Origin of the sequence: Pseudoalteromonas sp. MMG007 (assembly GCF_018100985.1) — a bacterium.
In the GTDB taxonomy this organism is placed as follows: Bacteria; Pseudomonadota; Gammaproteobacteria; order Enterobacterales; family Alteromonadaceae; genus Pseudoalteromonas.
In genome coordinates this window covers 17,659-39,972 of the sequence record NZ_JAGJEI010000014.1, presented here as the reverse complement: position 1 = coordinate 39,972, position 22,314 = coordinate 17,659, and the positions used below count along the sequence as shown (strand labels likewise).

Annotated in this window: 25 protein-coding genes; 11 read left to right on the top strand and 14 right to left on the bottom strand. The window is 39.9% G+C overall.

Translation table 11 applies throughout. The annotated features are described in order from the left end of the window. Positions 1–4: 4 nt before the first annotated feature. Positions 5–883 (bottom strand): DMT family transporter, encoded by an 879-nt coding sequence (locus tag J8L71_RS14965; protein WP_211001240.1) that lies wholly within the window; start codon positions 881–883, stop codon positions 5–7. A gap of 255 nt (positions 884–1,138) precedes the next feature. Here J8L71_RS14965 and J8L71_RS14960 point away from each other — a divergent pair, with 255 nt between their 5' ends. Further along, on the top strand, positions 1,139–1,522 hold the full coding sequence (locus tag J8L71_RS14960; RefSeq protein WP_211001239.1) for an MAPEG family protein: 384 nt from the start codon (positions 1,139–1,141) through the stop codon (positions 1,520–1,522). A 73-nt stretch (positions 1,523–1,595) separates the two neighbouring features. On the opposite strand, the gene J8L71_RS14955 is transcribed toward J8L71_RS14960, so the two are convergent. The 3 genes from J8L71_RS14955 to J8L71_RS14945 all read right to left on the bottom strand — a co-directional run bounded on the left by J8L71_RS14955 (position 1,596) and on the right by J8L71_RS14945 (position 3,983). Next, positions 1,596–2,807, bottom strand: a complete 1,212-nt coding sequence (locus J8L71_RS14955) for a M56 family metallopeptidase (protein WP_211001238.1) — start codon at positions 2,805–2,807, stop codon at positions 1,596–1,598. 9 nt (positions 2,808–2,816) lie between these two features. Then, entirely contained in the window at positions 2,817–3,191 is a 375-nt protein-coding gene (locus J8L71_RS14950) for a BlaI/MecI/CopY family transcriptional regulator (RefSeq protein WP_211001237.1), read from the bottom strand. A gap of 99 nt (positions 3,192–3,290) precedes the next feature. Beyond that, the gene (locus J8L71_RS14945; protein WP_211001236.1) at positions 3,291–3,983 is read right to left on the bottom strand and encodes a pseudouridine synthase; all 693 of its coding nucleotides are present in this window, start codon (positions 3,981–3,983) and stop codon (positions 3,291–3,293) included. A gap of 91 nt (positions 3,984–4,074) precedes the next feature. Here J8L71_RS14945 and J8L71_RS14940 point away from each other — a divergent pair, with 91 nt between their 5' ends. Beyond that, positions 4,075–4,380 (top strand): DUF6482 family protein, encoded by a 306-nt coding sequence (locus tag J8L71_RS14940; protein ID WP_211001235.1) that lies wholly within the window; start codon positions 4,075–4,077, stop codon positions 4,378–4,380. Positions 4,381–4,421: 41 nt separating this feature from the next. Continuing rightward, positions 4,422–4,829 carry a GNAT family N-acetyltransferase gene (locus J8L71_RS14935; RefSeq protein WP_211001234.1) on the top strand — a complete coding sequence of 136 codons (408 nt, stop codon included), beginning with the start codon at positions 4,422–4,424 and terminating at the stop codon, positions 4,827–4,829. 10 nt (positions 4,830–4,839) lie between these two features. On the opposite strand, the gene J8L71_RS14930 is transcribed toward J8L71_RS14935, so the two are convergent. From J8L71_RS14930 to J8L71_RS14895, 8 genes are all read right to left on the bottom strand, one after another. Continuing rightward, positions 4,840–5,196 (bottom strand): HopJ type III effector protein, encoded by a 357-nt coding sequence (locus tag J8L71_RS14930; RefSeq protein WP_211001233.1) that lies wholly within the window; start codon positions 5,194–5,196, stop codon positions 4,840–4,842. A 20-nt stretch (positions 5,197–5,216) separates the two neighbouring features. Beyond that, a complete protein-coding gene (locus J8L71_RS14925; protein ID WP_211001232.1) occupies positions 5,217–6,323 on the bottom strand; it encodes a retroviral-like aspartic protease family protein in 1,107 nt (368 codons plus the stop codon). A 24-nt stretch (positions 6,324–6,347) separates the two neighbouring features. Then, complete coding sequence (locus tag J8L71_RS14920) at positions 6,348–7,055, bottom strand: HAD-IA family hydrolase (protein WP_211001231.1); 708 nt, start codon at positions 7,053–7,055, stop codon at positions 6,348–6,350. Between the two features lie 10 nt (positions 7,056–7,065). Next, complete coding sequence (locus J8L71_RS14915) at positions 7,066–8,013, bottom strand: tyrosine recombinase XerC (RefSeq protein ID WP_211001230.1); 948 nt, start codon at positions 8,011–8,013, stop codon at positions 7,066–7,068. Beyond that, complete coding sequence (locus J8L71_RS14910) at positions 8,010–8,621, bottom strand: DUF484 family protein (protein ID WP_211001229.1); 612 nt, start codon at positions 8,619–8,621, stop codon at positions 8,010–8,012. Before J8L71_RS14910 ends, J8L71_RS14915 begins: the two co-directional genes overlap by 4 nt. Next, on the bottom strand, positions 8,618–9,448 hold the full coding sequence (dapF, locus tag J8L71_RS14905; protein WP_211001228.1) for a diaminopimelate epimerase: 831 nt from the start codon (positions 9,446–9,448) through the stop codon (positions 8,618–8,620). The genes J8L71_RS14910 and dapF overlap by 4 nt, the downstream gene beginning before the upstream one ends. Before the next feature lie 64 nt (positions 9,449–9,512). Beyond that, the gene (gene lysA, locus J8L71_RS14900) at positions 9,513–10,766 is read right to left on the bottom strand and encodes a diaminopimelate decarboxylase (RefSeq protein WP_211001227.1); all 1,254 of its coding nucleotides are present in this window, start codon (positions 10,764–10,766) and stop codon (positions 9,513–9,515) included. After that, on the bottom strand, positions 10,767–10,961 hold the full coding sequence (locus J8L71_RS14895) for a lipoprotein (protein WP_211001226.1): 195 nt from the start codon (positions 10,959–10,961) through the stop codon (positions 10,767–10,769). A 169-nt stretch (positions 10,962–11,130) separates the two neighbouring features. Here J8L71_RS14895 and cyaY point away from each other — a divergent pair, with 169 nt between their 5' ends. From cyaY to add, 8 genes are all read left to right on the top strand, one after another. Further along, positions 11,131–11,454, top strand: coding sequence for an iron donor protein CyaY (gene cyaY, locus J8L71_RS14890; RefSeq protein ID WP_058547701.1), 324 nt, complete (start codon positions 11,131–11,133; stop codon positions 11,452–11,454). Continuing rightward, a complete protein-coding gene (locus tag J8L71_RS14885; protein WP_211001225.1) occupies positions 11,451–12,107 on the top strand; it encodes a dienelactone hydrolase family protein in 657 nt (218 codons plus the stop codon). Before cyaY ends, J8L71_RS14885 begins: the two co-directional genes overlap by 4 nt. 22 nt (positions 12,108–12,129) lie before the next feature. Then, positions 12,130–13,110: a DUF2914 domain-containing protein gene (locus J8L71_RS14880; protein ID WP_211001224.1), complete on the top strand. Its 981-nt coding sequence runs from the start codon at positions 12,130–12,132 to the stop codon at positions 13,108–13,110. A gap of 36 nt (positions 13,111–13,146) precedes the next feature. Further along, on the top strand, positions 13,147–14,085 hold the full coding sequence (hemC, locus tag J8L71_RS14875; protein ID WP_211001223.1) for a hydroxymethylbilane synthase: 939 nt from the start codon (positions 13,147–13,149) through the stop codon (positions 14,083–14,085). Next, complete coding sequence (locus tag J8L71_RS14870; protein WP_211001222.1) at positions 14,086–15,918, top strand: uroporphyrinogen-III synthase; 1,833 nt, start codon at positions 14,086–14,088, stop codon at positions 15,916–15,918. Continuing rightward, positions 15,915–17,024, top strand: coding sequence for a heme biosynthesis HemY N-terminal domain-containing protein (locus J8L71_RS14865; protein ID WP_211001221.1), 1,110 nt, complete (start codon positions 15,915–15,917; stop codon positions 17,022–17,024). The genes J8L71_RS14870 and J8L71_RS14865 overlap by 4 nt, the downstream gene beginning before the upstream one ends. A 46-nt stretch (positions 17,025–17,070) precedes the next feature. Continuing rightward, positions 17,071–19,758 carry a CHASE domain-containing protein gene (locus J8L71_RS14860; RefSeq protein WP_211001220.1) on the top strand — a complete coding sequence of 896 codons (2,688 nt, stop codon included), beginning with the start codon at positions 17,071–17,073 and terminating at the stop codon, positions 19,756–19,758. Positions 19,759–19,897: 139 nt separating this feature from the next. Next, positions 19,898–20,899 carry an adenosine deaminase gene (add, locus tag J8L71_RS14855; RefSeq protein ID WP_211001219.1) on the top strand — a complete coding sequence of 334 codons (1,002 nt, stop codon included), beginning with the start codon at positions 19,898–19,900 and terminating at the stop codon, positions 20,897–20,899. A 51-nt stretch (positions 20,900–20,950) separates the two neighbouring features. Here add and J8L71_RS14850 read toward each other — a convergent pair whose 3' ends face one another. Continuing rightward, a complete protein-coding gene (locus J8L71_RS14850) occupies positions 20,951–21,361 on the bottom strand; it encodes a CBS domain-containing protein (protein WP_211001218.1) in 411 nt (136 codons plus the stop codon). A gap of 165 nt (positions 21,362–21,526) precedes the next feature. Then, positions 21,527–22,240: an NAD(P)H-flavin reductase gene (gene fre / locus J8L71_RS14845; protein ID WP_211001217.1), complete on the bottom strand. Its 714-nt coding sequence runs from the start codon at positions 22,238–22,240 to the stop codon at positions 21,527–21,529. Positions 22,241–22,314: the final 74 nt, after the last annotated feature.

Below are 22,314 nucleotides of genomic sequence, written 5' to 3'. Positions count from 1 at the left end.
GCCCTTAACTTGGCAACATGACCAAAACAGCGGCAATGGCTATGAGGATTAAGCCTGCGGTGTCTTGCTTTTTAAGCGGTTGTTTTAGCCAAAGCACAGCAATTAGCATCGTAAAAAATACTTCTACCTGACCGAGCGTTTTAACATACGCCACGTGCTGTAAACTCATTGCACTAAACCAGCCAATAGAGCCTACACAGCTAAAAATACTAATTGCTGTTGTAACGCTTTTATATTGCCAAAGTTTACTAAGAGTATGTGGCTCTTTTAGTAATAAATAGCCAAGTAATATAAGTGTTTGTAAGCTTATTACAAATAGTAAAACCCACGCCGCTGAGTGCGGAAATAATAACCCTGAATTTAAACTCGCTTCACGAACCCAAAGTGATGTAAGAGCAAAGCAAGTACCGCAGGCAAGGCCAAGTAATGCTGTTTTAGCATTAAAGTGTTTAACGCTTGTTATGCCGCTGAGTAGCAATACGGCAATAGCGCCAAAAAACACACCAAGCCAACCGAGCAAAGAAAGTGCCGATCCAAAAAATAATACACCTAAAATAGCAGCCACTAACGCCTCACTCTTAGCAAGCCCCGCCCCTACGGCGTAATTGTTCATTTTAAACAGCTTTACCATTAAGCTTGTCGCAAGTATTTGCATAACACTTGCGCCAATAATAAAAGCCCAAAAGGCATTATTAAATGTAGGCATGGCGGTATCTTGGTATTGATACAAGCCATACAAATACACTGCAGCAATAGGGCCTGCTAAAATAAAACGTGAAAGGGTAACGCCAGCAACACTTACATGTGCGCTTAATTTACTTTGCAGCGCATTACGCCAGGCTTGCATAAAAGCGGCTAAAAAAGTGAAAAAGATCCAAGTCATGGTGTTCGTCGATTAGAAATAAGGTCTTTAAGTTAACAATCTTTAGTTATTAATGCGATGCATTAAGGGTGATAGTGAATATTCATCATCTGCGACATTATGCCGCACTGTTTTATGAGTAAACTTAGCTATAGTCAGTGTGATGTTATTGTTTAGCCGCCAGCGTTTGTCATAAAACGTTTGGGCGGCTTTTTTTATGCGTGTATGTTATATGTATTGGTTAAATAATCAGGTTTTATAATAAGAGAATAAATTATGACGACGTTAGTTGTATGCGCATTATTAGCAGTGTTAATGCCTTATTTTGCAAAAGTACCAGTGGCAGTTGCGATGGCAAAACTTGGACAATACGACAATAAACACCCACGTTCCCAACAAGCAAAATTAACGGGCTTTGGTGCTCGGACGCTCGCTGCTCATCAAAATTGTTTTGAATCGCTTGCTGTGTTTGGCGTTGCTACTGCGGTGGTATTGGGTACTAATTCGGTGAATGCGGTAACCGAAACCTTGGCAGTTACTCATATAGTCTCGCGCACTTTATATTGTATTTTTTATTGGTTGAACCTAGATATTATACGTTCGCTCGTGTGGTTTATTGGTTTAGGTACTGCCATAGCCATGATTGTAGTGAGTATCTAATTTTTTTGTTAAAACCACAAAGCAAGCGGCCTAAAAGGGCGCTTGCTTTGTGTTCTTGTATTACTCAATAGCATTAATGCGATACTTTAATTCGCTCTATTAAATCGGTATTAGCAACCTCGCTGTTTATGGCAAAATCTAGCTGTACGAGTACATCATTAAAGCCTGCTTCAGAGATTTTATACTCCCACTTTGCCAGCGCTTCTTTAGCTGATTTATCAAAAACGTCTGACGGCTTAGATTGAATGACACTAATGTTTTCTGTTCTGCCATTGGCGGTAATATCGTATTTTAATACAACCGAGCCGCTAATGCCTTGCTTAGCTGCTTGGGCAGGGTAGACAGGTTCAATACGTATTGTTGGTGAAATATGATCCTCTTTCGTTATTTCAGCTTGGGGCTGTTTTGCAATGGCTAAACCGCTAAGCATGCTTGCTGCTATTAGCAGTAAGCCACCTTTGGCAAAGCGAGAGTTGCTGCCACTGTGCTTTATATTAGTAAGTCTTTGTAACATGGTCTTTTTATCTCCGTAGTGTGAATAAGCCATTAGGCCTGCGGGCGTTGCTGCCGCGCAGTTAACTAAGGCTTTGCTGTATAAAATGTGTTGATGTGTGGTTTTATTAGCAAGTACCCGTTCATCACAAGTCAGCTCTTGCAAGCGTCTACAGCTTGCGTAAGCCATCCAAGCAAGTGGATTAAACCACAACAAAATAGTAGGCAGTAATATGAGTGCGTTTGTTAAATTGTCTTTGCGTTTAATGTGTACGTTTTCGTGTTCTAAAATAAGCGCTAATGTGGCTTTATCAAACTGGGTATTATAGTTACTAGGTAACACTAGCTTGTTGTTTAAAATACCGACTACCATTGGCGTGGCTACATGTTGGCTGATATAAGTTTTAGCACTTGTAGTAAGTGTATGGTTAAAGTGTGTTAGTTTAGTTAGCTGCAGGCTTTTAACAAAACGAGTATGTGTAATAAAGCTGGCTATTAATAACCCCGCAGTAATAATTACATACATGAGTGCCCAGCTAATACCCATTTCATGTGTAAAAGGCTGGTTAGGGGTAATTAAGTAATGGCTAATATTGCTATTTTGCAGTGGTTTTATCGCATTAGGTAAATTAGCAATAACTAATGCCGTAGGCAGTAACCACGCTAACTTGTATACAAACCGCGCGCCAAGGGTTTTTAAACCAAATCGCTCGAGTAAAATAAATCCACAAAACAAAATACTTAATAGTAGTTGTTGCTCAATTAACCAATTAAACCCAGTTTGAGTAACCATGTTAATCCCTTACTTTTGGTTTTTTTCCCAGTCATCAATGACTTTTTTAAGCTCGTTTATATCTTGCTGAGAAAGCTGCTCCGATTTAGCAAAACCGCTTACCAGCGGCGCTATGCGGCCACTAAAAAAGCGCTCAATAAAGTTTTGGCTCTCTTTTAGGGTGTAGTCTGCGCGCTCCATACAGGGAGTATAAATATATTGGCGACCGTCTTTTTCAAAGGTCAGTGCGCCTTTTTTAACTAATCGACTCAGTAAGGTTTTAATGGTTTTTTCGTGCCATTGCTTATCACCGCTTAAGCGCTCAATAATTTGGCTGGCGGTTGCTGGGTAATTAATCCAAAGTGCGTCAAGTACTTCAAATTCTGCTTTTGATAACTCAATCATTTTGTTGCCTACAAATGTAATCTTTAATTCAAGACTACACCTGTAATCTATTTTTGCAAGGTTATTTTTTAACTTTTTTGTGCGCTATTTAAACGAAGGTTAAATTTTTGAAATATCAGTTTTACTAATTTGTATGTAGTGGTTTTCAGGGAGGTTTAGTTTTGAAAGAGCAAGATCGCTAAATTGCACTCTAAATAAATCAATTACTTTAAAGCCGCAGTAATGCGTCATTTTGCGTATTTGCCTGTTAAGCCCTTGTTTTAGAATAATACTAAATTGGTTGTCAGTTATTTTAGTTACTTCACAAGGCAAGGTTACTTGCTTATCAACAGGGATACCTGCGGCCATTTTTTCACAAAACTCGTTATTAATCGGTTTATCGACCGTGACTAAATAACGTTTAGGCTGGTGGAAGTCAGGGTGAATAAGTTGATTACAAAAATCACCATCGTTGGTCAAAATAAGTAAGCCCCGAGAGTCTTTATCTAATCGGCCAATGGGGTAAACACGGGTAAGTGTAGGTAAGTGGTGAATAAGGCTCGTAGGGTCATCTTTATTTAATTTGCAGTCAATACCTACTGGTTTGTGGTACGCAAAATAAACTAGCTCGGCTGCGCCTTTAACTGCTTGGTCATTAACTATTACTAAGTCTTGCTCATCAACGTGATCAATATGATTAGCAGGGCGGTTATTTACCGTTACTACTCCTTCATCTATTAAGCGCGATGCTTGTTTTCGTGAGCACACACCAGCGTGAGCAATATATTTAGCGAGTCGAATTTTGTTGCTCATAAGCTTAAAAAGCCAGTGATGTAATAATTTGATCGCGATTATAGCAAAGGTGCGTATCTATAAAGTTACTTTTTATAAAAAGGCGATTGTTATGGGTATGAAATTTTCTGAGCTAAAAAAACACGAACCATTACAAAAAGTGGTGGCGCACTCCCTAGAAATGGCGCTCTATCAGGTGTCTGTCATTATAAATAACGTAGAGTATTACATTACTGAAGAAAATGGCGAATTTGTAAAAGCGCTCAGCCCGCTACATATACAAAAACGTTTTGAAAAAATAGCCTACGCCGAAATGGTGCTACGACACACTAGTGCCTACGATGAAATGTGTGGCCAACCCGAAAAAACAACAAGTAATTTGCTCGAAGTACCTTATGGAAAAAACAACCTGTTTTGATAGAGCTAGTTTGCTAGTATCTGCTTCTTTAAGGGCGGTACATGTATCAATTACAAGCAGATAATACCGATGCGTTAAACTCAGCGCTTCGCACTAAAATAGTTCAGTTTAACGCGCAGCACTTTGATGCGCAAAGAGTGCCATTAGGCTATAAATTTGTTGATGAGCAAGGTGAGCTTGTTGCAGGTATTAGTGGGTGTGTGTTTGGAAATTGGCTGATGATTAGTTGGCTTTGGTGTAGCGATGTAGCGCGAGGTCAAGGGCTTGCAGATAAGTTACTAACGGCACTTGAACAATCAGCTGTTGAACTCGGTGCAACGACCGCTCAGCTTGATACACTCGATTTTCAGGCTAAGCCATTTTACGAAAAGCGCGGATATAGTATTAAGTATCAACTTAATAATTATCCGCGCTCTGGGATGCGCTACTTTATGGAAAAGTCGCTTTAATTTTTGCTGACTATTTTGCTTTCAGCGGCTCGCCTTCAAAGGTAACGCCCAAAAATGGCGTTGCCTCCGGCGCTAACATAAACGTGCGAATGTTCATGTGATCATCGCCCTTAGGGTTTTGCAGTACGTCTTCACGGTAAAACTTACCAAAGCAATCCAACGTATTTTGTTTACTTAAATCGTTTAATTTAGCAAACGCAAAAATTTTACATGAACCGTTGTTTTCACTTGCTGAGCTAAGTAAGCCGTGGTTATTAAATTCACATGCAGTAAAGTCGTAATTTGCTTCAATCACCGCCATTGTATCGGTAAATTGAATGTTTTTTGGATTGTCCGTAAGTTGCTGTAAAAAATCGTTTAGGGTCATATTATTTCCTTAAATTTTAGCTATTTAGCACTCAACACTAACTCATCTGTTTGCTGATTTATATTAAATTTAAATCGCGATAAAAAGTTCATCCCTAACAAACCTTGGCCGCGGGTATTTTCGATACTGAGCACTTCAAAACCGTAAATAGTTTGCATCCCCACTTTAAACGACTCAATTTGATAGCGCTTAACTTTAATTTGTCCATTTGCCGTGTTTACGGTTACATCGCCTAAATAAAGCGGTCTTGGTGAGAGTTGGCTAAGCACATCACTCGAAAGAGAAGTAATGCTCGCACCGGTATCTATCATTAGTTCGCTTTGCAAAGAGTTATTTAGCTCGCTACTAATTAAATAATGCGCGCCGTAAGGGGTAAGGGTAATAAAGTCATCTTGCGATTGAGCCTTATTAATTTGTGTTTTTAGTGTATTTACGTCTGTTTTGAGAGGGTTATTACGTGGCATACGCTCAAGAGTGGTTAATGCGCTTATAAAGTCATTTTGCTGGTAATAGGCATAAGCAAGTGCGTATAAAAAATGACTATTGTCGTTTTGATAATCGAGCCAAATTTGAGTTTGTTCGATAATTGCTGGCCAATTTTGCTGCTCACTTAAACTATGAAGCTCGTTTTTAGTCAAATTTTCCAAGCGCACATTTGCAGTGCTTTGCTGTTGCTCATTTAATAACGGGTATAGTTCAAATAAAGCAATAATTGCATTTTGTATTTGCCCACTATTTATTAAGTAATCGACCTGCAATGTAAGTAGCTCTGTATTGTAAGGGTCTTGATCTAATAGTGTGTTTAACAATGGCTCGCTAAGAGATAAGTTAGTATTTAGCCAGGTTTTTAATTGCAAAACCCACGAAGAGTAGAGTGTGCGAGCAAGGGCTGGGGAGCGTTGCTTTAGTTGCTGGTAAGTATTAAACGCCTCGTCAAATTGGTGTTGCTCAAATTGTTGTTTAGCCTTAGTAAGTAGCTCATTTTTAGGCGCTTTAATTGGTTTTTCAGAGGTTTTTTGGATTTCTTGTTTGCCAACAACCGCTACTTGTTCTGGCCATAGCAGGTAAGCATTGAGGCTAAGTGAGCCAATTAATAGTAAAGTTATTAGCTTGGTATAATGGCTCATTGCAACCTCTTAGTTGTATTTAGGTTATTTAATAAAATGCGCTAAGGCATGAATATTCGCAATTTCAACATCGGCAAGTCCTTTGTAGGCGTAGGTAGCGCCTTGATCGTTTAGCCATACCGATTGGCAGCCCGCATTATTAGCACCTTGTACGTCGGTATCTAGGCTATCGCCAATATGTAAAATTTCACTTTTAGGGATATCTAAATGCGCGGCGGCTTTATCAAATAATGTTTTGTGGGGTTTTGCTTTACCGTGCATGCCGGCTTGTAACACGAGTGAAAATTTATTGTGTAAGTTAAAGCGTTCTATTTCCACATTACCATTAGTGATGGCAACAAGCGTAAAATGCTGAGCTAAATTATCAAGTAGTGTTAGTACGTCGTCACTGACGACTATTTTGCTACGTGCGTCAGCAAAAGCGTTATACGCTGCATTTGCATGGTGCTCTACATCATCGGCGTTTAAATTTAATTTTGAAAGCGCTAAACGCAGTGTATGTTGGCGCCATTTGGTCACGTTATCGGCAAGCTCAGGTGATTGTAATACTGCTTCGTTACGACATTGCTGCCAATATTTTGGGCCTTGCTCTAGGTAGCTTGGCAGTGCGCTTAAGTAATCTTGCTGCGCTTTAACCGCCGCTTTTATTATTGGGTGGTTGTTGTACAGCGTGTCGTCTAAATCAAAGCTCATAACAGAAAAAGGGCGAAGAGCACGATTAAATCGGATCATAGTTATTTTCCTAATCGGTTTGTTTTTTAGCACGAGGATGGGTGTTGTCGTACACCTTGGCTAAATGCTGAAAATCTAAATGCGTATACACTTGTGTAGCCGACAAACTACTGTGCCCTAATAGCTCTTGTACGGCACGTAAATCGCCAGAGGATTCTAAGATATGAGAAGCGAATGAATGGCGTAATTTATGTGGATGAACCTGCGAGCTTATCCCTTGTTTGATGCCCCACTCTTGCATACGAAGGCGAACCTGACGCACCGAAATACGGTTTTTTTTACTACTTAAAAACACGGCTATTTCATCGGGTTTTGCAAATTGGCCGCGTATAGTAAGCCAATTTTGCAGGGCATTTAATGCTTTTTTTCCAACCGGAATTAAGCGTTCTTTGTTGCCCTTACCACGTACTAAAATCTCTCCGTTTTTAGTATTTATATCTTGCATGTTAGCGCCAACTAACTCACTAATGCGCAGCCCTGATGAATACATTAGTTCCATCATGGCTTTATCTCTTATGGCTAATGGATCGTCGTCGTTTATTTTCAGCAGGCTTGCCATTTGATCTACATCGAGGTTTTTTGGAAGTGGCTTTGAAAACTTAGGCCCTTTAATCCCTTGTGCAGGGTTATGGTAATGCGATTGCTGTGCAATATTTTTGGCTTTCAAAAATTTATACAAACTACGAATGCAGCTTAATTTTAAACTAATTGTTCGCCCGCTTAATTGCTTTGAACGAAGCGCCATACTGTAGCGGCGAATATGCTCGCCTTGCACGCCAAACCAGTCGTCACATAATTTACTAAAATAAAGCGCTGCAAAGCCAAGTTGGCTTACATACTGATTTACAGTGTGTGCTGAATATTGCTTTTCGTATTTTAAATATTCGCTAAATAAAGTAATAGGCGTACGCCAGTTATCGCTTAAATCGCTAATATTTGGCGTGGGGTTTTCGTTCATGCAAGTTCCAACAGCCTTAGCTGCAGGGCACGTACAAAATCCAGTACAAAGAGGTTGTCTTGTGCGGGTTCAAAGTGGTTAGCATCGTTACTACCAAAGGCTAAAATAGCTACTGGCTTTTTACTATCACCAATTAAATAAATAGCTGCCGATTGGGTTTTATCGCTAAATAATAGCTCGCACTCTTGTTGATTAATGCGCCCTAAATAATGCGTAGAATGTGTAAGGCGGTGCTCAATAAGGCTCTCATACTGTGCTGTATATTTAATTAACTTACAATTGCTTATATTTGGACTTGTACAAATTATATTGGTTAAGTTACTGGCAAGCGTATCGAAGTCGTAATTGCTCCAAAGCTGACTATGGCACTGGCTAAATAATCTATATACAAGCTCGTTTTGTGTTGCATGTTTACTCATGCTCTCTATTTGATTTTTTAACAGCGTGTTGTGCTCACGTAGCTGGCGCTGCTGTATATGAACTAAAGAGGTCGCGCCATTTTCTTTTTGCTGTAGCTCAAGCTTTGCAAGCAGCTGTGGTTGCTCAATTAAAAAATCAGGGTGATGAGCTAAATACTCAGCAACTTGCTCTTTAGTTAGCTCGCTCATAATGCTACTTGTCCATCAAATACATGCTCGGCTGGGCCGGTCATGCGTACTGGGTGGCCTTCGCCGCTCCAGCGCACTTGCAATGTACCGCCAGGTAAATCAACTTGTACCGTGGTGTTAAGTTTGCTTTGAATATGGCCAATAACCATCGCTGCACATGCGCCAGTGCCACAAGCAAGGGTTTCGCTAACGCCGCGTTCCCATACTCTTAACTTTATATGATCTTGCGATACAACTTGCATAAAGCCGATGTTGGCACGATTTGGAAAACGTTCATGGTTTTCCAGCAGTGGACCAAGTACATCAACTTGCGCGGTCGTTATATCATCAACTTCTAATACGCAGTGCGGGTTACCCATAGACACTGCGCCACTAAATACAGTGTGCTCTTGTGCTCTTATAATATAGGTCAGTTCACGTTTGCTGGCTTTAAGCGGTATTTTTGCAGGCTCAAAGTTAGGATGGCCCATATTTACGGTAACTTGGCCATCTTTTTCTATGTATAGCGTTAAGTTGCCCGATTTAGTCGATACGCTAATTTTATGTTTGTTGGTTAAGCCTTTCATACGCACAAAACGGGCAAAACAGCGTGCGCCATTTCCGCATTGTTCTACTTCGCTACCATCGGCATTAAATATACGATAATGAAAGTCGAGATCGGGTGAGTATGGCGCCTCTACCATTAGCAATTGGTCAAAGCCAATGCCAAAGTGGCGATCAGCCAGTTTTTTTATTTGATCGCGAGACAAAAATACATTTTGTGTAATGTTATCAATTACAACAAAGTCGTTGCCTAAGCCGTGCATTTTGGAAAAATTAACTAACATAGCGCTCTAATTCGGTTTTGCTCTGTGCTAATCATGCCACAGAGCAGCGAGTTGGCAAAAACGTTTATGGTAAAATTTTCTCGCCTTGATAAAGGCTTTCAATCGTTTCGCGTTGGCGAATAAGGTGGTGTTGCTGTCCGTCTACCATTATTTCTGCAACACGAGGGCGAGAGTTATAGTTTGAGCTCATAGTGAAACCGTATGCGCCAGCACTACGCTGTGCTAGTAAATCGCCCTGTTTAAGTGCAAGTTCGCGGTCTTTACCTAAAAAGTCACCGGTTTCACATACAGGGCCTACAATATCAAAGTTATGTTTTGGCGTGTCATCGTTTCGCACTGAAACCGGAATGATTTTTTGCCATGCCTGATAAAGCGAAGGGCGTAGCATGTCGTTCATACCCGCATCTACAATAGCAAAAGACTTCTCTTGATTTTGTTTAATAAATTCAACTTGGGTTACTAAAATGCCGGCATTGGCAGCTATAGCACGCCCAGGCTCGAAAATAAGTTCAAGGTGTTTGTAATTAGCTAAACGTTCAGTCACTTGTGCTGCGTATTCACTTGGGTGTGGCGGTTGCTCGTTGTTATACGGTACTCCTAACCCTCCACCAATATCTAAATGCGTAAGCTCAATACCGCAAGCTTTTAGCTCATCAATTAGCGCCATTAATTTATCTAACGCTTCTAAAAAGGGTCTTACTTCTGTTAGTTGCGAACCTATGTGGCAATCAACACCGGTAATTTTTAAACCCGGTAAAGACGCTGCATGCTGATAAACACTCACTGCTGTTTGAATATCAATGCCAAATTTATTTTCTTTTAAACCGGTAGAAATATACGGATGCGTTTTTGCGTCTATATCAGGGTTAACACGAATAGAAATAGGCGCTTCTAAATTTAACTCGCAAGCAACCTCAGAAATACGCTCAAGCTCAGAGGCTGACTCAACATTAAAACATTTAATGCCTAGTTTTAGCGCATACGCTATTTCGTCGGCTGTTTTAGCCACGCCCGAAAAAACCACTTTAGAGGCGTCGCCACCTGCTTTAATTACACGTGCAAGTTCACCCTTCGATACAATATCGAAACCTGAACCAAGGCGCGCTAAAATATTTAATACTGCAATGTTAGAATTTGCTTTAACGGCATAGCAAACCAAGCTTTTATGGTTTTTAGTGGCATTAGCAAAGGCTAAGTAATGACGTTCAAAAGTAGCGCGAGAATACACATAGCAAGGTGTACCATATTGCTGAGCAATAGCTGCCACACTTACGTCTTCGGCAAATAATTGGTTGTTTTGGTAGTTAAAATAATCCATTTATTGCTCCTGACTTTGCTGTGTGTTGTTTTGCTCTGAAACAGTTACTGGTTTAACTGTTTCTTGAGGTTGATTTTGATCAGCTTGTTGCTCTGGTAAATAAAGAGGGCCACTTTGACCGCAACCAGCTAATGCGCTTAGCAGTACAGTGCTCATTATTAGTTTTTTTAATTGTAAGGTATGTGTCGCTTTCATTAGATTAATATGGTTGCTGGCTTTATAATCGCAGAGTAACAGAATATCTAAAAAATGCAGCTATTCGCGGATGATTTTATTCCTGTTACACTAGCTGCACACTTTTAAAGCTAATTATAAGCTGAAATGTACCCAATATTAGGCGGCTCGCCTGCAAAGGAAAATTACAATGACTGAACACGAATATCACCAATTAGCCGAAGCTCTTATGTTCACAATTGAAGAGCAAGTTGATGATTGCGAAGCTGATTTAGATTATGAGTCGGCGCAAGGTATTTTAGAAATTATATTTGCTGATAAAAGTAAAATTGTAATTAATAAACAAGCGCCTTTACACCAAGTATGGGTGGCAACTAAATTTAATGGTCACCACTTTGAAATGCGCGACGGCCAATGGATTGATAACCGTTCTGGCGCTGAGTTTTGGGAGTTTATGAATCAAGCATCTACTCGCCAAGCAGGCCAAGAGATTAAGTGGCAATCATCACTATGAGTTTAGAATTTGTAGAATATCCGGCGCAATCAGAACACAAAGCAACGGTAATTTGGTTACATGGTTTAGGTGATTCAGGCGATGGTTTTGCGCCTGTAGCACCGCAGCTTAATTTACCCAGTGAGCTAGGTATACGATTTGTATTTCCACATGCACCAGTGCAGCCGGTCACCATAAATGGTGGCATGGAAATGCGTTCTTGGTACGATATTAAATCTATAGAATTAGATAAGCGTGCCGATGAGCAAGGCGTAAGAGATTCAGCTGAGAAAGTTCAAGCGCTTATTAATCAAGAAATGGCTAACGGCATACCTGCTCATAAAATTATTTTGGCTGGTTTTTCACAAGGTGGCGTAGTGTCGCTACATTTAGCGCCACGTTTTGAGCACAAACTAGGTGGTGTTATGGCGCTATCTACGTACATGTGTGTGCCTCAAAAATTTGCAGACGAAGCAAAACATACCGATTTAAACGTATTTATGGCGCATGGTAGTCAAGATAACGTAGTGCCGCATAGTGCGGGAAGAAGTGCGTATGAAGTATTAACAGCACATAACATGGATGTAAGCTGGCAAGATTACCCAATGGCTCACCAGGTTTGTGCAGAAGAATTGCAAGCTATTCGCCAATGGTTAATTGCCCGTTTAAGCTAATTTTGGAGCCGCTGAGGTCAATATGAGTCAAAAAATAGTAATTAAAGCAAATGTTAAACGCGAACCACAAAATAATGTGCCTACGGTTAGTTATGAGTGGCACTGGCGTCGTATTGTGAGTATTTCTATGTTGGTAGTAATGACCTCTGCTGCTGTAGCGTATGGGCTAACTGCATCGGTAAATGCTGACCAAGGTGAGCATGCTAACGAGCAAGCGCAATTTTTAAGCGTTGATGAGAGCCTGCAAAATAGCGAAAAAGTCGACGAGGCAAATATAAATAGTGAAGCACAGCAAAGTGATTTACTTGATGAGCCTGATAACATGACACAAGCGAGTATTGACCCGCTGTTAGCTTCACAAAATTTACAAAATGAAGAGCCTCAATCTGTGGCTTCTGAGAATACAGATTTTGTAGGCGATGAAAATGCGTTAGCGGCAAATAATATACCGCAAAATAATAGCGCTAATACAGCCTTAGACTCTGAGCTTGATAATGAAATACAGCAAGAACAAGAACCTGAAAGCGAAGAGCTGCAAAGTAGCGAGCAACCTGTAAGCGCTAGCGATTTATCAGTTGAATTAGACAGTGATGATGGTGCCTTGACTAGCACAGAAGGGTTTTCTGCTGATGCACATGTAGCAAGTGTAGCGTTAGGCGCACAAATAGATACAGGCAAAATTAGCCGTGCAGTACTTACTCGCGAAGTAAGTAAACGCGAGCCTACAAATGTATTTGCAGCCGATATAAGGTTAAATCAGTTTGATGAGGGTTTGTCATTTTTTAGTGAGCTTAAAAATTTACAAGGGCAACAAGTTAAACATGTATGGTCCTTCGAAGGTGAAACTATGGCCGAAATATCACTAAGCGTGACATCACCCCGTTACAGAACTTACTCAACAAAAAAGATTATGGATACACAAACAGGCCACTGGCGTGTAGATGTTGTTGATGAGCAGGGCAACTTAATTGCTCAAAAAGAATTTAGAATTTTAGCTGACTAAGCTTAGCTATTTAGCAGTAACTATTTGGATACCCCTATGACAGAAAAAACAAAACTAGTACGCATTGCCACCCGTAAAAGTGCTTTAGCACTTTGGCAGGCTGAATTTGTAAAAGCACAACTTGAGCATTTTCATAATGATGTGCGTGTAGAATTAGTCCCAATGTCGACTCAAGGGGATATTATTTTAGATACTCCACTTGCTAAAATTGGCGGTAAAGGCTTATTTGTTAAAGAGCTTGAGCAAGCTATGTTAGATGGTCGTGCAGATATTGCCGTACACTCTATGAAAGATGTACCAGTAGAGTTTCCTGAAGGGCTTGATCTACATACTATTTGTGAGCGAGAAGATCCACGCGATGCATTTGTTTCAAATAACTTTGCTAATTTAAGCGAGTTGCCAAAAGGTGCTATTGTAGGAACTTCGAGTTTACGTCGTCAGTGCCAAGTAAGAGCGCTTCGCCCAGATTTAGAAATTCGTGATTTGCGCGGTAACGTGAATACACGTTTGGCTAAATTAGATGATGGCCAATATGATGCTATTATTTTAGCGGCTGCAGGGCTTATTCGTTTAGAAATGGGCGAGCGTATTGCCGATTACATTGAGCCAGAAGTATCATTACCTGCAAATGGTCAAGGTGCTGTAGGCATTGAGTGTCGTATTGATGATGAAGTAACTAAAGCACTACTTGCACCGCTTGAACATACGCAAACACGTATTCGTGTAAATGCAGAGCGCGCAATGAACCGTCATTTAGAAGGCGGTTGTCAGGTACCAATAGGCGCTTATGCATTAGTTGATGGCGAACAGGTACATTTACGTGGCTTAGTTGGCGCCGTTGATGGCAGTGAAATTTTACACGATGAAGTTACTGGCCATATCAATGATGCAGAGGAAATTGGTATTGAGCTTGCTAAAAAGCTACTAGCTCAAGGTGCAGATAAAATATTAGCTGAAGTTTATAGAGACGCATAAATGACACATATTCTGATAACTCGGCCCGAAGGAAAAGGCGCAGCCCTTGCTCAACAACTTGAGGAAGCGGGTTATCAGGCGTCATTATTTCCTGTTTTAAAACTGACTCATTTAACGCCCTCAAGTACCGAGTTGAGCCCCCTGTTAAATGCCGATAAAATTATATTTATATCGCAAGACGCCGTAACCGCTCTTGCTCAATTAAAGCCAAATATAAATACTAAAGCGCAATTTTATGCCATTGGGCAACAAACAGCCGATACTATTTATGAGCAGTTTGGTGTTAGGGCTGCCGTACCTAAGCAATATGATTCAGAAGGTTTATTAGCATTAAAGTCACTAGCTGAGGTTGATGGCAGCAATATAGTGTTAATAAAAGGCCAAGCGGGTCGTCCCGATATAGCCAAAACACTAAAGGAACGCGGCGCTTTTTTAAATAATTGCGTTGTTTACAAAAGGGAGCCCGTATCCGCTGAAAAAGCCAACTGGACAGACCACTGGCAAGGCCTGAAGGTACAAGGTATAGTCATTACAAGTAATGCAGCAGTAGATGCAATATTTGATAAGCTAACTCAAGAACAATTACAGTGGTTACAACAGTGCCGATTTTATGTTGCTAGCGAGCGCATTGCCGCTTATTTACAGCAGCAACAGGTAAGTTCGGCTAATATACACATTGCAGCAGGGGCAGGCGACAACGCTATGTTTTCCTGCATCAAACAGCAAGGTAGCAACATGAGCGAACAGTCAAAGCCAGTAACGGCAAATAGCAAAACCGCAGCTAAAGCAGCCGCGCCTTCAAATAAAAAAGATCCTGTAAATACAGCTAATAAGCCTAATAATAGTAAGCAAAAAATAAGTAAAGTAGCGGTACTTGCGCTTATTATTTCGCTTGTTGTAGCAAGTGGGGTAGGTTTTGAGTTTTACCAAAAATTGAATGCAGGTAAGGCTCAAGATAGCGCAGTTAATGAGCTGAATGAACAAAACAAGTTACTGGCTCAAGAGCTGCAAGCGCTTAAGTCTGCACAATCTAATTTGCAGCAAGCGCTGTTTAATAGTGAGCAAAAGGTAACGGCAGCGCTAAAAGAAAGTACAGCCAATAATCAGCAGCAATTAAAAGCAGCTCTTCAGCAAGCTCAGCAACAAGGTGTTTCGCTTAACCCGCAAGAAGTAAGTAGCTTACAGCGTATGGCTGAATTTAAGTTATGGGCTGAAAAAGATTACCAAGGTGCAAGTGCTGTACTTAAGCGTTTAGATTCATTACTAAGTGAACATCCTGGAACTGTAGAAGTTCGCCAAGCCATTATGCAAGACATGCAAATGCTTGATAGTTTAAAACCAATAGCAACAGAGGCTATTTATTTACAATTAAACAGTGTTTTAAACAGCATTGATGACCTAGTTTTTAATGCGGTTAATGTGCCTTCGGATAAAGAAGAAGTTGAGAAAAACGCACTAAGTGAAGACATAAGCGATTGGCAGCAAAACTTAAGTAATAGCTGGAATAAAATAGTTGATAGCTTTATCACCATTCGTCATCACGAAGGTGTGGCAATTGAGCCGATGTTAACTGACCAAGAACGCCATTTAATTAATCAGCGTATTAAACTTAATTTAACTCAGGCGCAAGATGCGTTAATGAGTAAGCAAGCGAGTATTTATTTTAATGCCCTAGGTGAAGCTAAGCGCTTGGTTACTGAGTATTTTAAGCAAGACGATGATGCAACTAAGTCAGTATTAAAAGTACTAGCAAACCTTGAAAAGGAGCAGCTAAACTTTAACCCTAAAGTGACCTTAAAAAGCACAGAACAGGTTAAGGAGTGGATGCAATGATAGGGATAATTATATTAATTGTAGCTATTGTTGTAGTACTGGCGGTCACTCCGTTTGTATTAGATGAAAAAGGCTATGTGCTTATTTCGTTTAATAATACAACGATTGAAGGCACTATAGTGTCGTTTTGTATTATGGCGGTGATTACAGCAGCTGTGCTGTACTTAACTTATAAGTTAATACGTTATTTACTATCGATATATCATAATACTAAACATGGCTTTTTTGCGCGTAGCCAAGAGCGTAAGCACGCTGCCATAGAGCAAGCTCTTTGGAGTGCTATTAACGATGATTACGAGCATGTAGAGCAGGCATTATCGGGTAATGGCGTGCCAAGTAAATTTGAAGATATTCGCTTAGCATTATTGGCCAAAGCAGCCCTCACTAATAACCAAGCAGATAAAGCACTAGAGCGTTTATTTGAAATAAGCCCAGAAAACCAGCTCAAAGTAGCAAAACTGTGGCTTGCAAGTGGCGATAGTAGCGCAATTGAGTCGCAAATGCGTACCAGTGCAGATGCTAAAAAAGCAACGCCTTTGGAGCTTAAACTTTATGCCGAAGTGCTGGTGCAACAACAGCATTTTGATGCCCTTGAAGAGTATTTGCCGCGCTTGTATCGTAAAAAAGTGCTCAACGAGACGCAGTGGACACAATTATTTAATGCTTATTTTAGTGCGATCGATGACGACAAACTCACTAAAAAGTATAAACAGTTACCTAAAAAGTTACAGGCTCATGCCCATAATGCTTATTTAATGCAAATGGCACAAGCTGGTCAATTAAGCGTAATTGAGAACGATTTAATTAAAATGGTCAAACATAATGAGCAGCACTTATTACTTGCTAATATATTAAGTAAAACCACTGCTGCCGATGCTGTTAAGTTACAAACAACTATTCAAGAACGCCTTAAGAAAGACGATTCAAACAACGCTTTATTGCTTTCGCTAGCATGTTTAGCTAATGCGCAGGGCGATTATACATTAGCTGCAAAGGTGTTTGATAAAGCGCTAAACGCAGAAAATAAAAAACAATTTAGTGAACAGGCGGCATTGAGTTATAAGCAAACAGCTCAAGCCGATAAAGCACTCGTTTTGTATCAATAAAGGCTACACTGTAATTTATTAAATTTGATGTTCAGGAGCGCAGGCGTTGAAACAGCTTTTTTTTATTACTTTTGGTTTAGCGTGTGCTTATTTTTTTACTGGATATTTTAGCAATTCACTTTTAGCAATAGACGGTTATGCAGTTGCAGCATGGCCGCCTTCAGGCATTGCGCTCGCAGGTTTTTTGATTTGGGGGCGAAGGTCTTTTTTAGGTGTATTTGTTGGTGCTTTTTTAACTAACTTTATACATTTAGAAAATGTATTAGAAATTTTTAAGCTCAGCGTATTCGTTCATGCTGCGGCTGTAACTCTTGCCTCTACTTTACAAGCGTGGATTGGTGCACAGCTTATTATAAAAGTAATAAAAGCCCCGCTTGATTTATCCTCTTTAAAACATTGCGTTCAAAGCTCGATTGTTGCAGGTCCTCTGTGTTGTGTTTTTGCCGCTGGCGTGGGCACTAGTTTATTAATTTTTAACGGCGTGATCCCAAGTTATGCTTGGTCTGATACTTTTATTGCTTGGTGGATAGGAGATAGCATTGGTGTGCTTATCTTTACTCCACTTATGCTTGCGGCATTTAATTATTCAAATGTAAATTACCGCCTACAAGTAATACTGCCTTCGTTATTAATTTATGCGTTAATCAGTATTAGTTTTTACGGTGCTGCGAGCGCAAAAAAAGAAAAAAACATTCAAAAATTAGAGCTTAAAATATTAGCTACGCAAGATGCCATAAATAATCAAATCAACGAAATAACAGCACATTTAGCACTTTTAGCAACGTTTTTTTCTAGCAGTGATGAAGTGAGCTTTACCGAGTTTAAGCAATTTACCTCTAAACAGCTTAGTTATAGCGAAGATATTTTAGCTTTTGAATGGGTGCCGTACCTTCCACACAACCAATTAACTGCATTTAAACAGGCTAATAAAAACACTGAGCTGGCTGGTTATGATTTAAAAGAAGAAGCTGAGAACGGACGTTGGCAGCCAGTTACTCCACGAGACTTTTATTACCCCGTTCAATACGCGCACCCCTTAGCAGGAAATGAAGATGTTATTGGTTTTGATCTTGCTTCAAATGAAATTAGACGCTCAGCGTTAATTAAAGCTAAAGTGCTCAATGAGCTTGTAATAAGCGAGCCGCTAAATTTAGTGCAAAATGAATCTGAGCGAGGTGTATTGTTTTTTCACCCTGTGTTTGGAAATAATATAACAGAGGATGACTTTAAAGGCTTTGTGGTTGCCGTTGTTAGCTTAGAGCGGTTATCTAACTCGTTATTGTTTAATAAAAATAACAATGTTGCAGTGAGCTTTACCGATACGACGCTAGAGAATAGCGCGCAACCTATTTTTATTGCTAAACACCAACAACTACTGCCATTAAAAGAATATAAGTTACTCGTTGGTAAGCGCGTGTGGCATGTAGAGCTTTATCAGCCGATACAAAGAGAATCTTGGTTAATTTACTGGCTCGCACAGATTGTAGGTATGTTATTTGTTTGGTTATTAATAATATTTTTAATTTCGGTCACCGGCACTAACATACGAATTCGTGAGCAAGTTGCAAAGCAAACTAAAATACTGCGACTTGAAAAACAAAAAGCAGATGAAGCGAATCAAATAAAAAGCCAGTTTTTAGCTAATATGAGCCATGAAGTGCGTACGCCTATAAACGGTATAAAAGGGCTTCATTATTTGGCGTTACAGCAGAGTGATTGGCAACAAGCGCGAAGTTATATCGAACAAGCAGACGGCGCACTGAGTGTGCTGCTAAGGGTGTTAAATGATGTGCTCGACTTTTCAAAAATGGAGGCTGGAAAGCTCGATTTAGTACAAGAGCCTATAGAAGTAGATAAGCTTACTGAAGAGGTGGCTAATTTACTGCAATTTGATATTGAAGCAAAAGCATTAGACTTTAATATTGATTACGATAAATCAACTAACTTAGTCATTGAAACCGATCCTATTCGGTTAAAACAAGTGCTGTTAAACTTAATTAATAATGCAATTAAGTTTACTGCTAAAGGCAGCATTACACTTAAGGTATGGCAGTCTAAAAAAATGACTTATTTTAGTGTTAACGACACCGGTATAGGAATTAGTGAAAAGGCACAAAAACAGTTATTTAAGCCATTTGCGCAAGCTGATAGCTCTACCTCTCGTCAGTATGGCGGTACAGGCTTGGGCTTAAGTATATGCAAAAAATTGGTCGAATTAATGGGCGGGGCCATAGATTTAAGTAGCCATGAAGGGCATGGATCTACTTTTACATTTAGCTTACCTATTTATTCACCGCTTCCTAAAGCTGAGCAAATAAAACAGCAATACGATGAAATAGATGTAAGCATGCTTGCACTCGATACCTATAAAATACTGCTCGTAGAAGATAACCCTTTAAACCAACATGTGGCGAGCGCCATTCTAAAAACAAAAGGATGCGTTGCTGACATTGCTAATGATGGTTTTGAGGCTATTGAGAAGCTCACAGAAAATACATATGACCTAGTGCTTATGGATATACAAATGCCAAAAATGGACGGGCTTGAAGCTACCCGAGTTATTCGTAACGAGTTAGGTTTACTTGAACTCCCAATTATTGGGCTATCTGCTAATGCACATGATGATGATGTAAAAAAAGCAGTCGCAAGTGGCATGGATAATTATATTACCAAGCCCATAGAAGCGAATACCTTATTTAAAACTTTATGGCATCACTTATCTCATCAAAGTTAGTGAACAACTTTTATTTTGTTCACTTTTTGAGTAAAAAGCAGACATATGACCGCTAATATTTACTTTAACTGCTCTACACTTGAAAAATAACTGTACCTGCGTATCATGCGCGCAATTTTAACCTAACCGAGTAGCTATTATGATAAATAAAAAAATACCTCTGCTAGACATTCATCGCCACTTAGATGGTAATGTACGTGCGCAAACCATATTAGAACTTGGTCGTCAGTTTAATATTGAGTTACCTGCAGATAACGTTGATGCGCTTATTCCTCATGTGCAAGTGATTGACCCTGAACCAAACTTAATGGCTTTTTTACAAAAGTTAGATTGGGGCGTTACAGTACTCGGTGATTATGATGCATGCAGACGTATTGCAATTGAAAACATTGAAGATGCTCAGGCACAGGGCTTAGATTATGTTGAGCTTCGCTTTAGCCCTTACTACATGGCACAAAGCCAAGGTTTACACCCACAGGGCGTAGTCGAGGCTGTTGTTGACGGTATTAAATCAGCAACACAGGGCACAAATATAAAAGCCAATTTAATTGGTATTTTATCGCGTACTTATGGCGTAAAAACATGTCAGCATGAACTTGAGGCATTACTTGCTTTTAAAAACGATTTAGTTGCTGTTGATTTAGCGGGGGACGAAATTGGTTTTCCGGGCGAATTATTTATTGATCACTTTAAGCAAGTTCGTGATGCTTATTTAGCGTCAACTATTCATGCAGGTGAAGCGCTCGGTGCCCCAAGCATTTGGCAAGCAATTAATGAATTAGGTGCAAGCCGAATCGGCCATGGCGTTAAAGCTATTGAAGATCCTAAATTAATGGACTACTTACGTGATAACCGCATTGGTATTGAATCGTGCCTAACAAGTAACATTCAAACAAGTACAGTCAACGACTTAACTAAACATCCGCTTAAACAATTTTTAGACCATGGGATTTTGGCGTGTATTAACACCGACGACCCTGCTGTTGAAGGGATTGAAATTGAACATGAGTACTTAGTAGCAGCACCTAAAGCAGGCCTAACGCAAGCCGATATGGAAAAAGCCCAAGCAAATGCCTTAGAAATTGCATTTTTAAGCGACGATGACAAAAAAGAGCTTTCAGCGCTCGTTAGTGCACGTTAATTTTAGAGTATTAAAAATGCCGCTTTAAAGCGGCATTTTTGTAACTGTTATTTAGTGCGTTTGGCAGCTAATGTAGTTATCGTAGAGTGCCTTAAGTATATCTGCTCTACTAATCATACCTATAACTTTAACGCCGTCTACTACAGGGTAATTTTTAGGTTTACCTGTTTTCATTTGCTCTGCAAGCTCAATAATGTTGGTATCGCCACTAACGGTGACCACATTAGTTTGCATAAGCTGAGACACTTTAACCATTCCGTCGCAAAAATAACTGCTTTGCGTCAGTGGTTTAAGTAGCTCTTGCTCTGATATAAATCCAACTAGTGATTTGTGCTCGTCAAATACAGGAGCGCCAAGTAATTTAAATTTTTGTAGCTCTGCAATGGCTGTGGTCATTTCTGTATTAGGTGTAATGTTTGGCAACTTGCGTTGCATAAAATCTTTTACTTTTGTATTTAGCATTTGGGTCTCTCCCGCTGATGTTCTATACAAAGTATGGTTTATAGATGTGTTTTTAGGAAATTGTTTATATTGATATAGTTGATAGGTAATACCGATTAACTGTCTAAAGTTTATGCAATAAAAAAGGCACCGAGGAGGTGCCTTTTTTCAATATTTTATGCCTTGTTACTTAATAAAGGCAAAAGCATCTGCGTACATGTTTTCACGTATCGCGCCGTGAGTGATAAAGTCATCACGAACAATTCCTATCATGTCAAAGCGACCCGCCATGTAAATATCGTAAGGTTCGAGCGATACAATATCTTGCATCACAGCTTTATGTACGTAGCCAGTATGACCTTGCCAATTAGCCGATGGGTTTTCTACAACAGGAATAAACTTAAAGTTTTCGTTAGTGTCTGCCCAAGCTTGCATTTCAGTGTGTGCATATAAAGCCGATTCTTCTTTTACACCCCAGTAAAATAATACCGGGCGATCACAATTAATTTCAGCTAAATGATCAGCCATTGATTTTGCGTAAGAGAAACCAGTACCACCGGCTAGTAAAATAATAGGGCGTTCGCACTGAAGGCGTAATTGCGATACCCCAAGGCCTGCTTCAATATCTACCGGGGTATTATCAGCATAGGCACTACGAAGATGTTCAAGCGATTGCATAGCATATGAGTCTGCACCCGATGCACCAATGTGTAATTCAATTTCGTCACATTGTGAAGGGCGGCTAGCAATAGAAAACGCACGTTTGTCTTTTTCACCTAGTACTAATTGCATGTATTGGCCTGCTTCAAACGTAACAGGTTGTTGAGGCTTTAAAATTACTTTATGTACAAATTCTGTAAGTGGGCTGATAGCTACAACTTCAGCTTTTAATGTTTGCATTTTTTACCTTTTAGTAGCGCTTTAAGCAGCAGATACGCAATAGAATGACTCGATTCTAGCATATCTGCAGGGTT

What these genes read in the sequence shown, in the direction of transcription:
- J8L71_RS14955 (WP_211001238.1), bottom strand. Translation starts at nt 2,807, where the DNA reads ATGGTTACTCAAACTGGGTTTAATTGGTTAATTGAGCAACAACTACTA.
- J8L71_RS14870 (WP_211001222.1), top strand. Translation starts at nt 14,086, where the DNA reads ATGACACATATTCTGATAACTCGGCCCGAAGGAAAAGGCGCAGCCCTT.
- J8L71_RS14935 (WP_211001234.1), top strand. Translation starts at nt 4,422, where the DNA reads ATGTATCAATTACAAGCAGATAATACCGATGCGTTAAACTCAGCGCTT.
- J8L71_RS14945 (WP_211001236.1), bottom strand. Translation starts at nt 3,983, where the DNA reads ATGAGCAACAAAATTCGACTCGCTAAATATATTGCTCACGCTGGTGTG.
- J8L71_RS14940 (WP_211001235.1), top strand. Translation starts at nt 4,075, where the DNA reads ATGGGTATGAAATTTTCTGAGCTAAAAAAACACGAACCATTACAAAAA.
- J8L71_RS14880 (WP_211001224.1), top strand. Translation starts at nt 12,130, where the DNA reads ATGAGTCAAAAAATAGTAATTAAAGCAAATGTTAAACGCGAACCACAA.
- J8L71_RS14925 (WP_211001232.1), bottom strand. Translation starts at nt 6,323, where the DNA reads ATGAGCCATTATACCAAGCTAATAACTTTACTATTAATTGGCTCACTT.
- J8L71_RS14930 (WP_211001233.1), bottom strand. Translation starts at nt 5,196, where the DNA reads ATGACCCTAAACGATTTTTTACAGCAACTTACGGACAATCCAAAAAAC.
- J8L71_RS14920 (WP_211001231.1), bottom strand. Translation starts at nt 7,055, where the DNA reads ATGATCCGATTTAATCGTGCTCTTCGCCCTTTTTCTGTTATGAGCTTT.
- J8L71_RS14865 (WP_211001221.1), top strand. Translation starts at nt 15,915, where the DNA reads ATGATAGGGATAATTATATTAATTGTAGCTATTGTTGTAGTACTGGCG.
- J8L71_RS14960 (WP_211001239.1), top strand. Translation starts at nt 1,139, where the DNA reads ATGACGACGTTAGTTGTATGCGCATTATTAGCAGTGTTAATGCCTTAT.
- lysA (WP_211001227.1), bottom strand. Translation starts at nt 10,766, where the DNA reads ATGGATTATTTTAACTACCAAAACAACCAATTATTTGCCGAAGACGTA.
- J8L71_RS14885 (WP_211001225.1), top strand. Translation starts at nt 11,451, where the DNA reads ATGAGTTTAGAATTTGTAGAATATCCGGCGCAATCAGAACACAAAGCA.
- J8L71_RS14950 (WP_211001237.1), bottom strand. Translation starts at nt 3,191, where the DNA reads ATGATTGAGTTATCAAAAGCAGAATTTGAAGTACTTGACGCACTTTGG.
- cyaY (WP_058547701.1), top strand. Translation starts at nt 11,131, where the DNA reads ATGACTGAACACGAATATCACCAATTAGCCGAAGCTCTTATGTTCACA.
- J8L71_RS14965 (WP_211001240.1), bottom strand. Translation starts at nt 883, where the DNA reads ATGACTTGGATCTTTTTCACTTTTTTAGCCGCTTTTATGCAAGCCTGG.
- J8L71_RS14850 (WP_211001218.1), bottom strand. Translation starts at nt 21,361, where the DNA reads ATGCTAAATACAAAAGTAAAAGATTTTATGCAACGCAAGTTGCCAAAC.
- fre (WP_211001217.1), bottom strand. Translation starts at nt 22,240, where the DNA reads ATGCAAACATTAAAAGCTGAAGTTGTAGCTATCAGCCCACTTACAGAA.
- hemC (WP_211001223.1), top strand. Translation starts at nt 13,147, where the DNA reads ATGACAGAAAAAACAAAACTAGTACGCATTGCCACCCGTAAAAGTGCT.
- J8L71_RS14915 (WP_211001230.1), bottom strand. Translation starts at nt 8,013, where the DNA reads ATGAACGAAAACCCCACGCCAAATATTAGCGATTTAAGCGATAACTGG.
- add (WP_211001219.1), top strand. Translation starts at nt 19,898, where the DNA reads ATGATAAATAAAAAAATACCTCTGCTAGACATTCATCGCCACTTAGAT.
- J8L71_RS14895 (WP_211001226.1), bottom strand. Translation starts at nt 10,961, where the DNA reads ATGAAAGCGACACATACCTTACAATTAAAAAAACTAATAATGAGCACT.
- J8L71_RS14910 (WP_211001229.1), bottom strand. Translation starts at nt 8,621, where the DNA reads ATGAGCGAGCTAACTAAAGAGCAAGTTGCTGAGTATTTAGCTCATCAC.
- dapF (WP_211001228.1), bottom strand. Translation starts at nt 9,448, where the DNA reads ATGTTAGTTAATTTTTCCAAAATGCACGGCTTAGGCAACGACTTTGTT.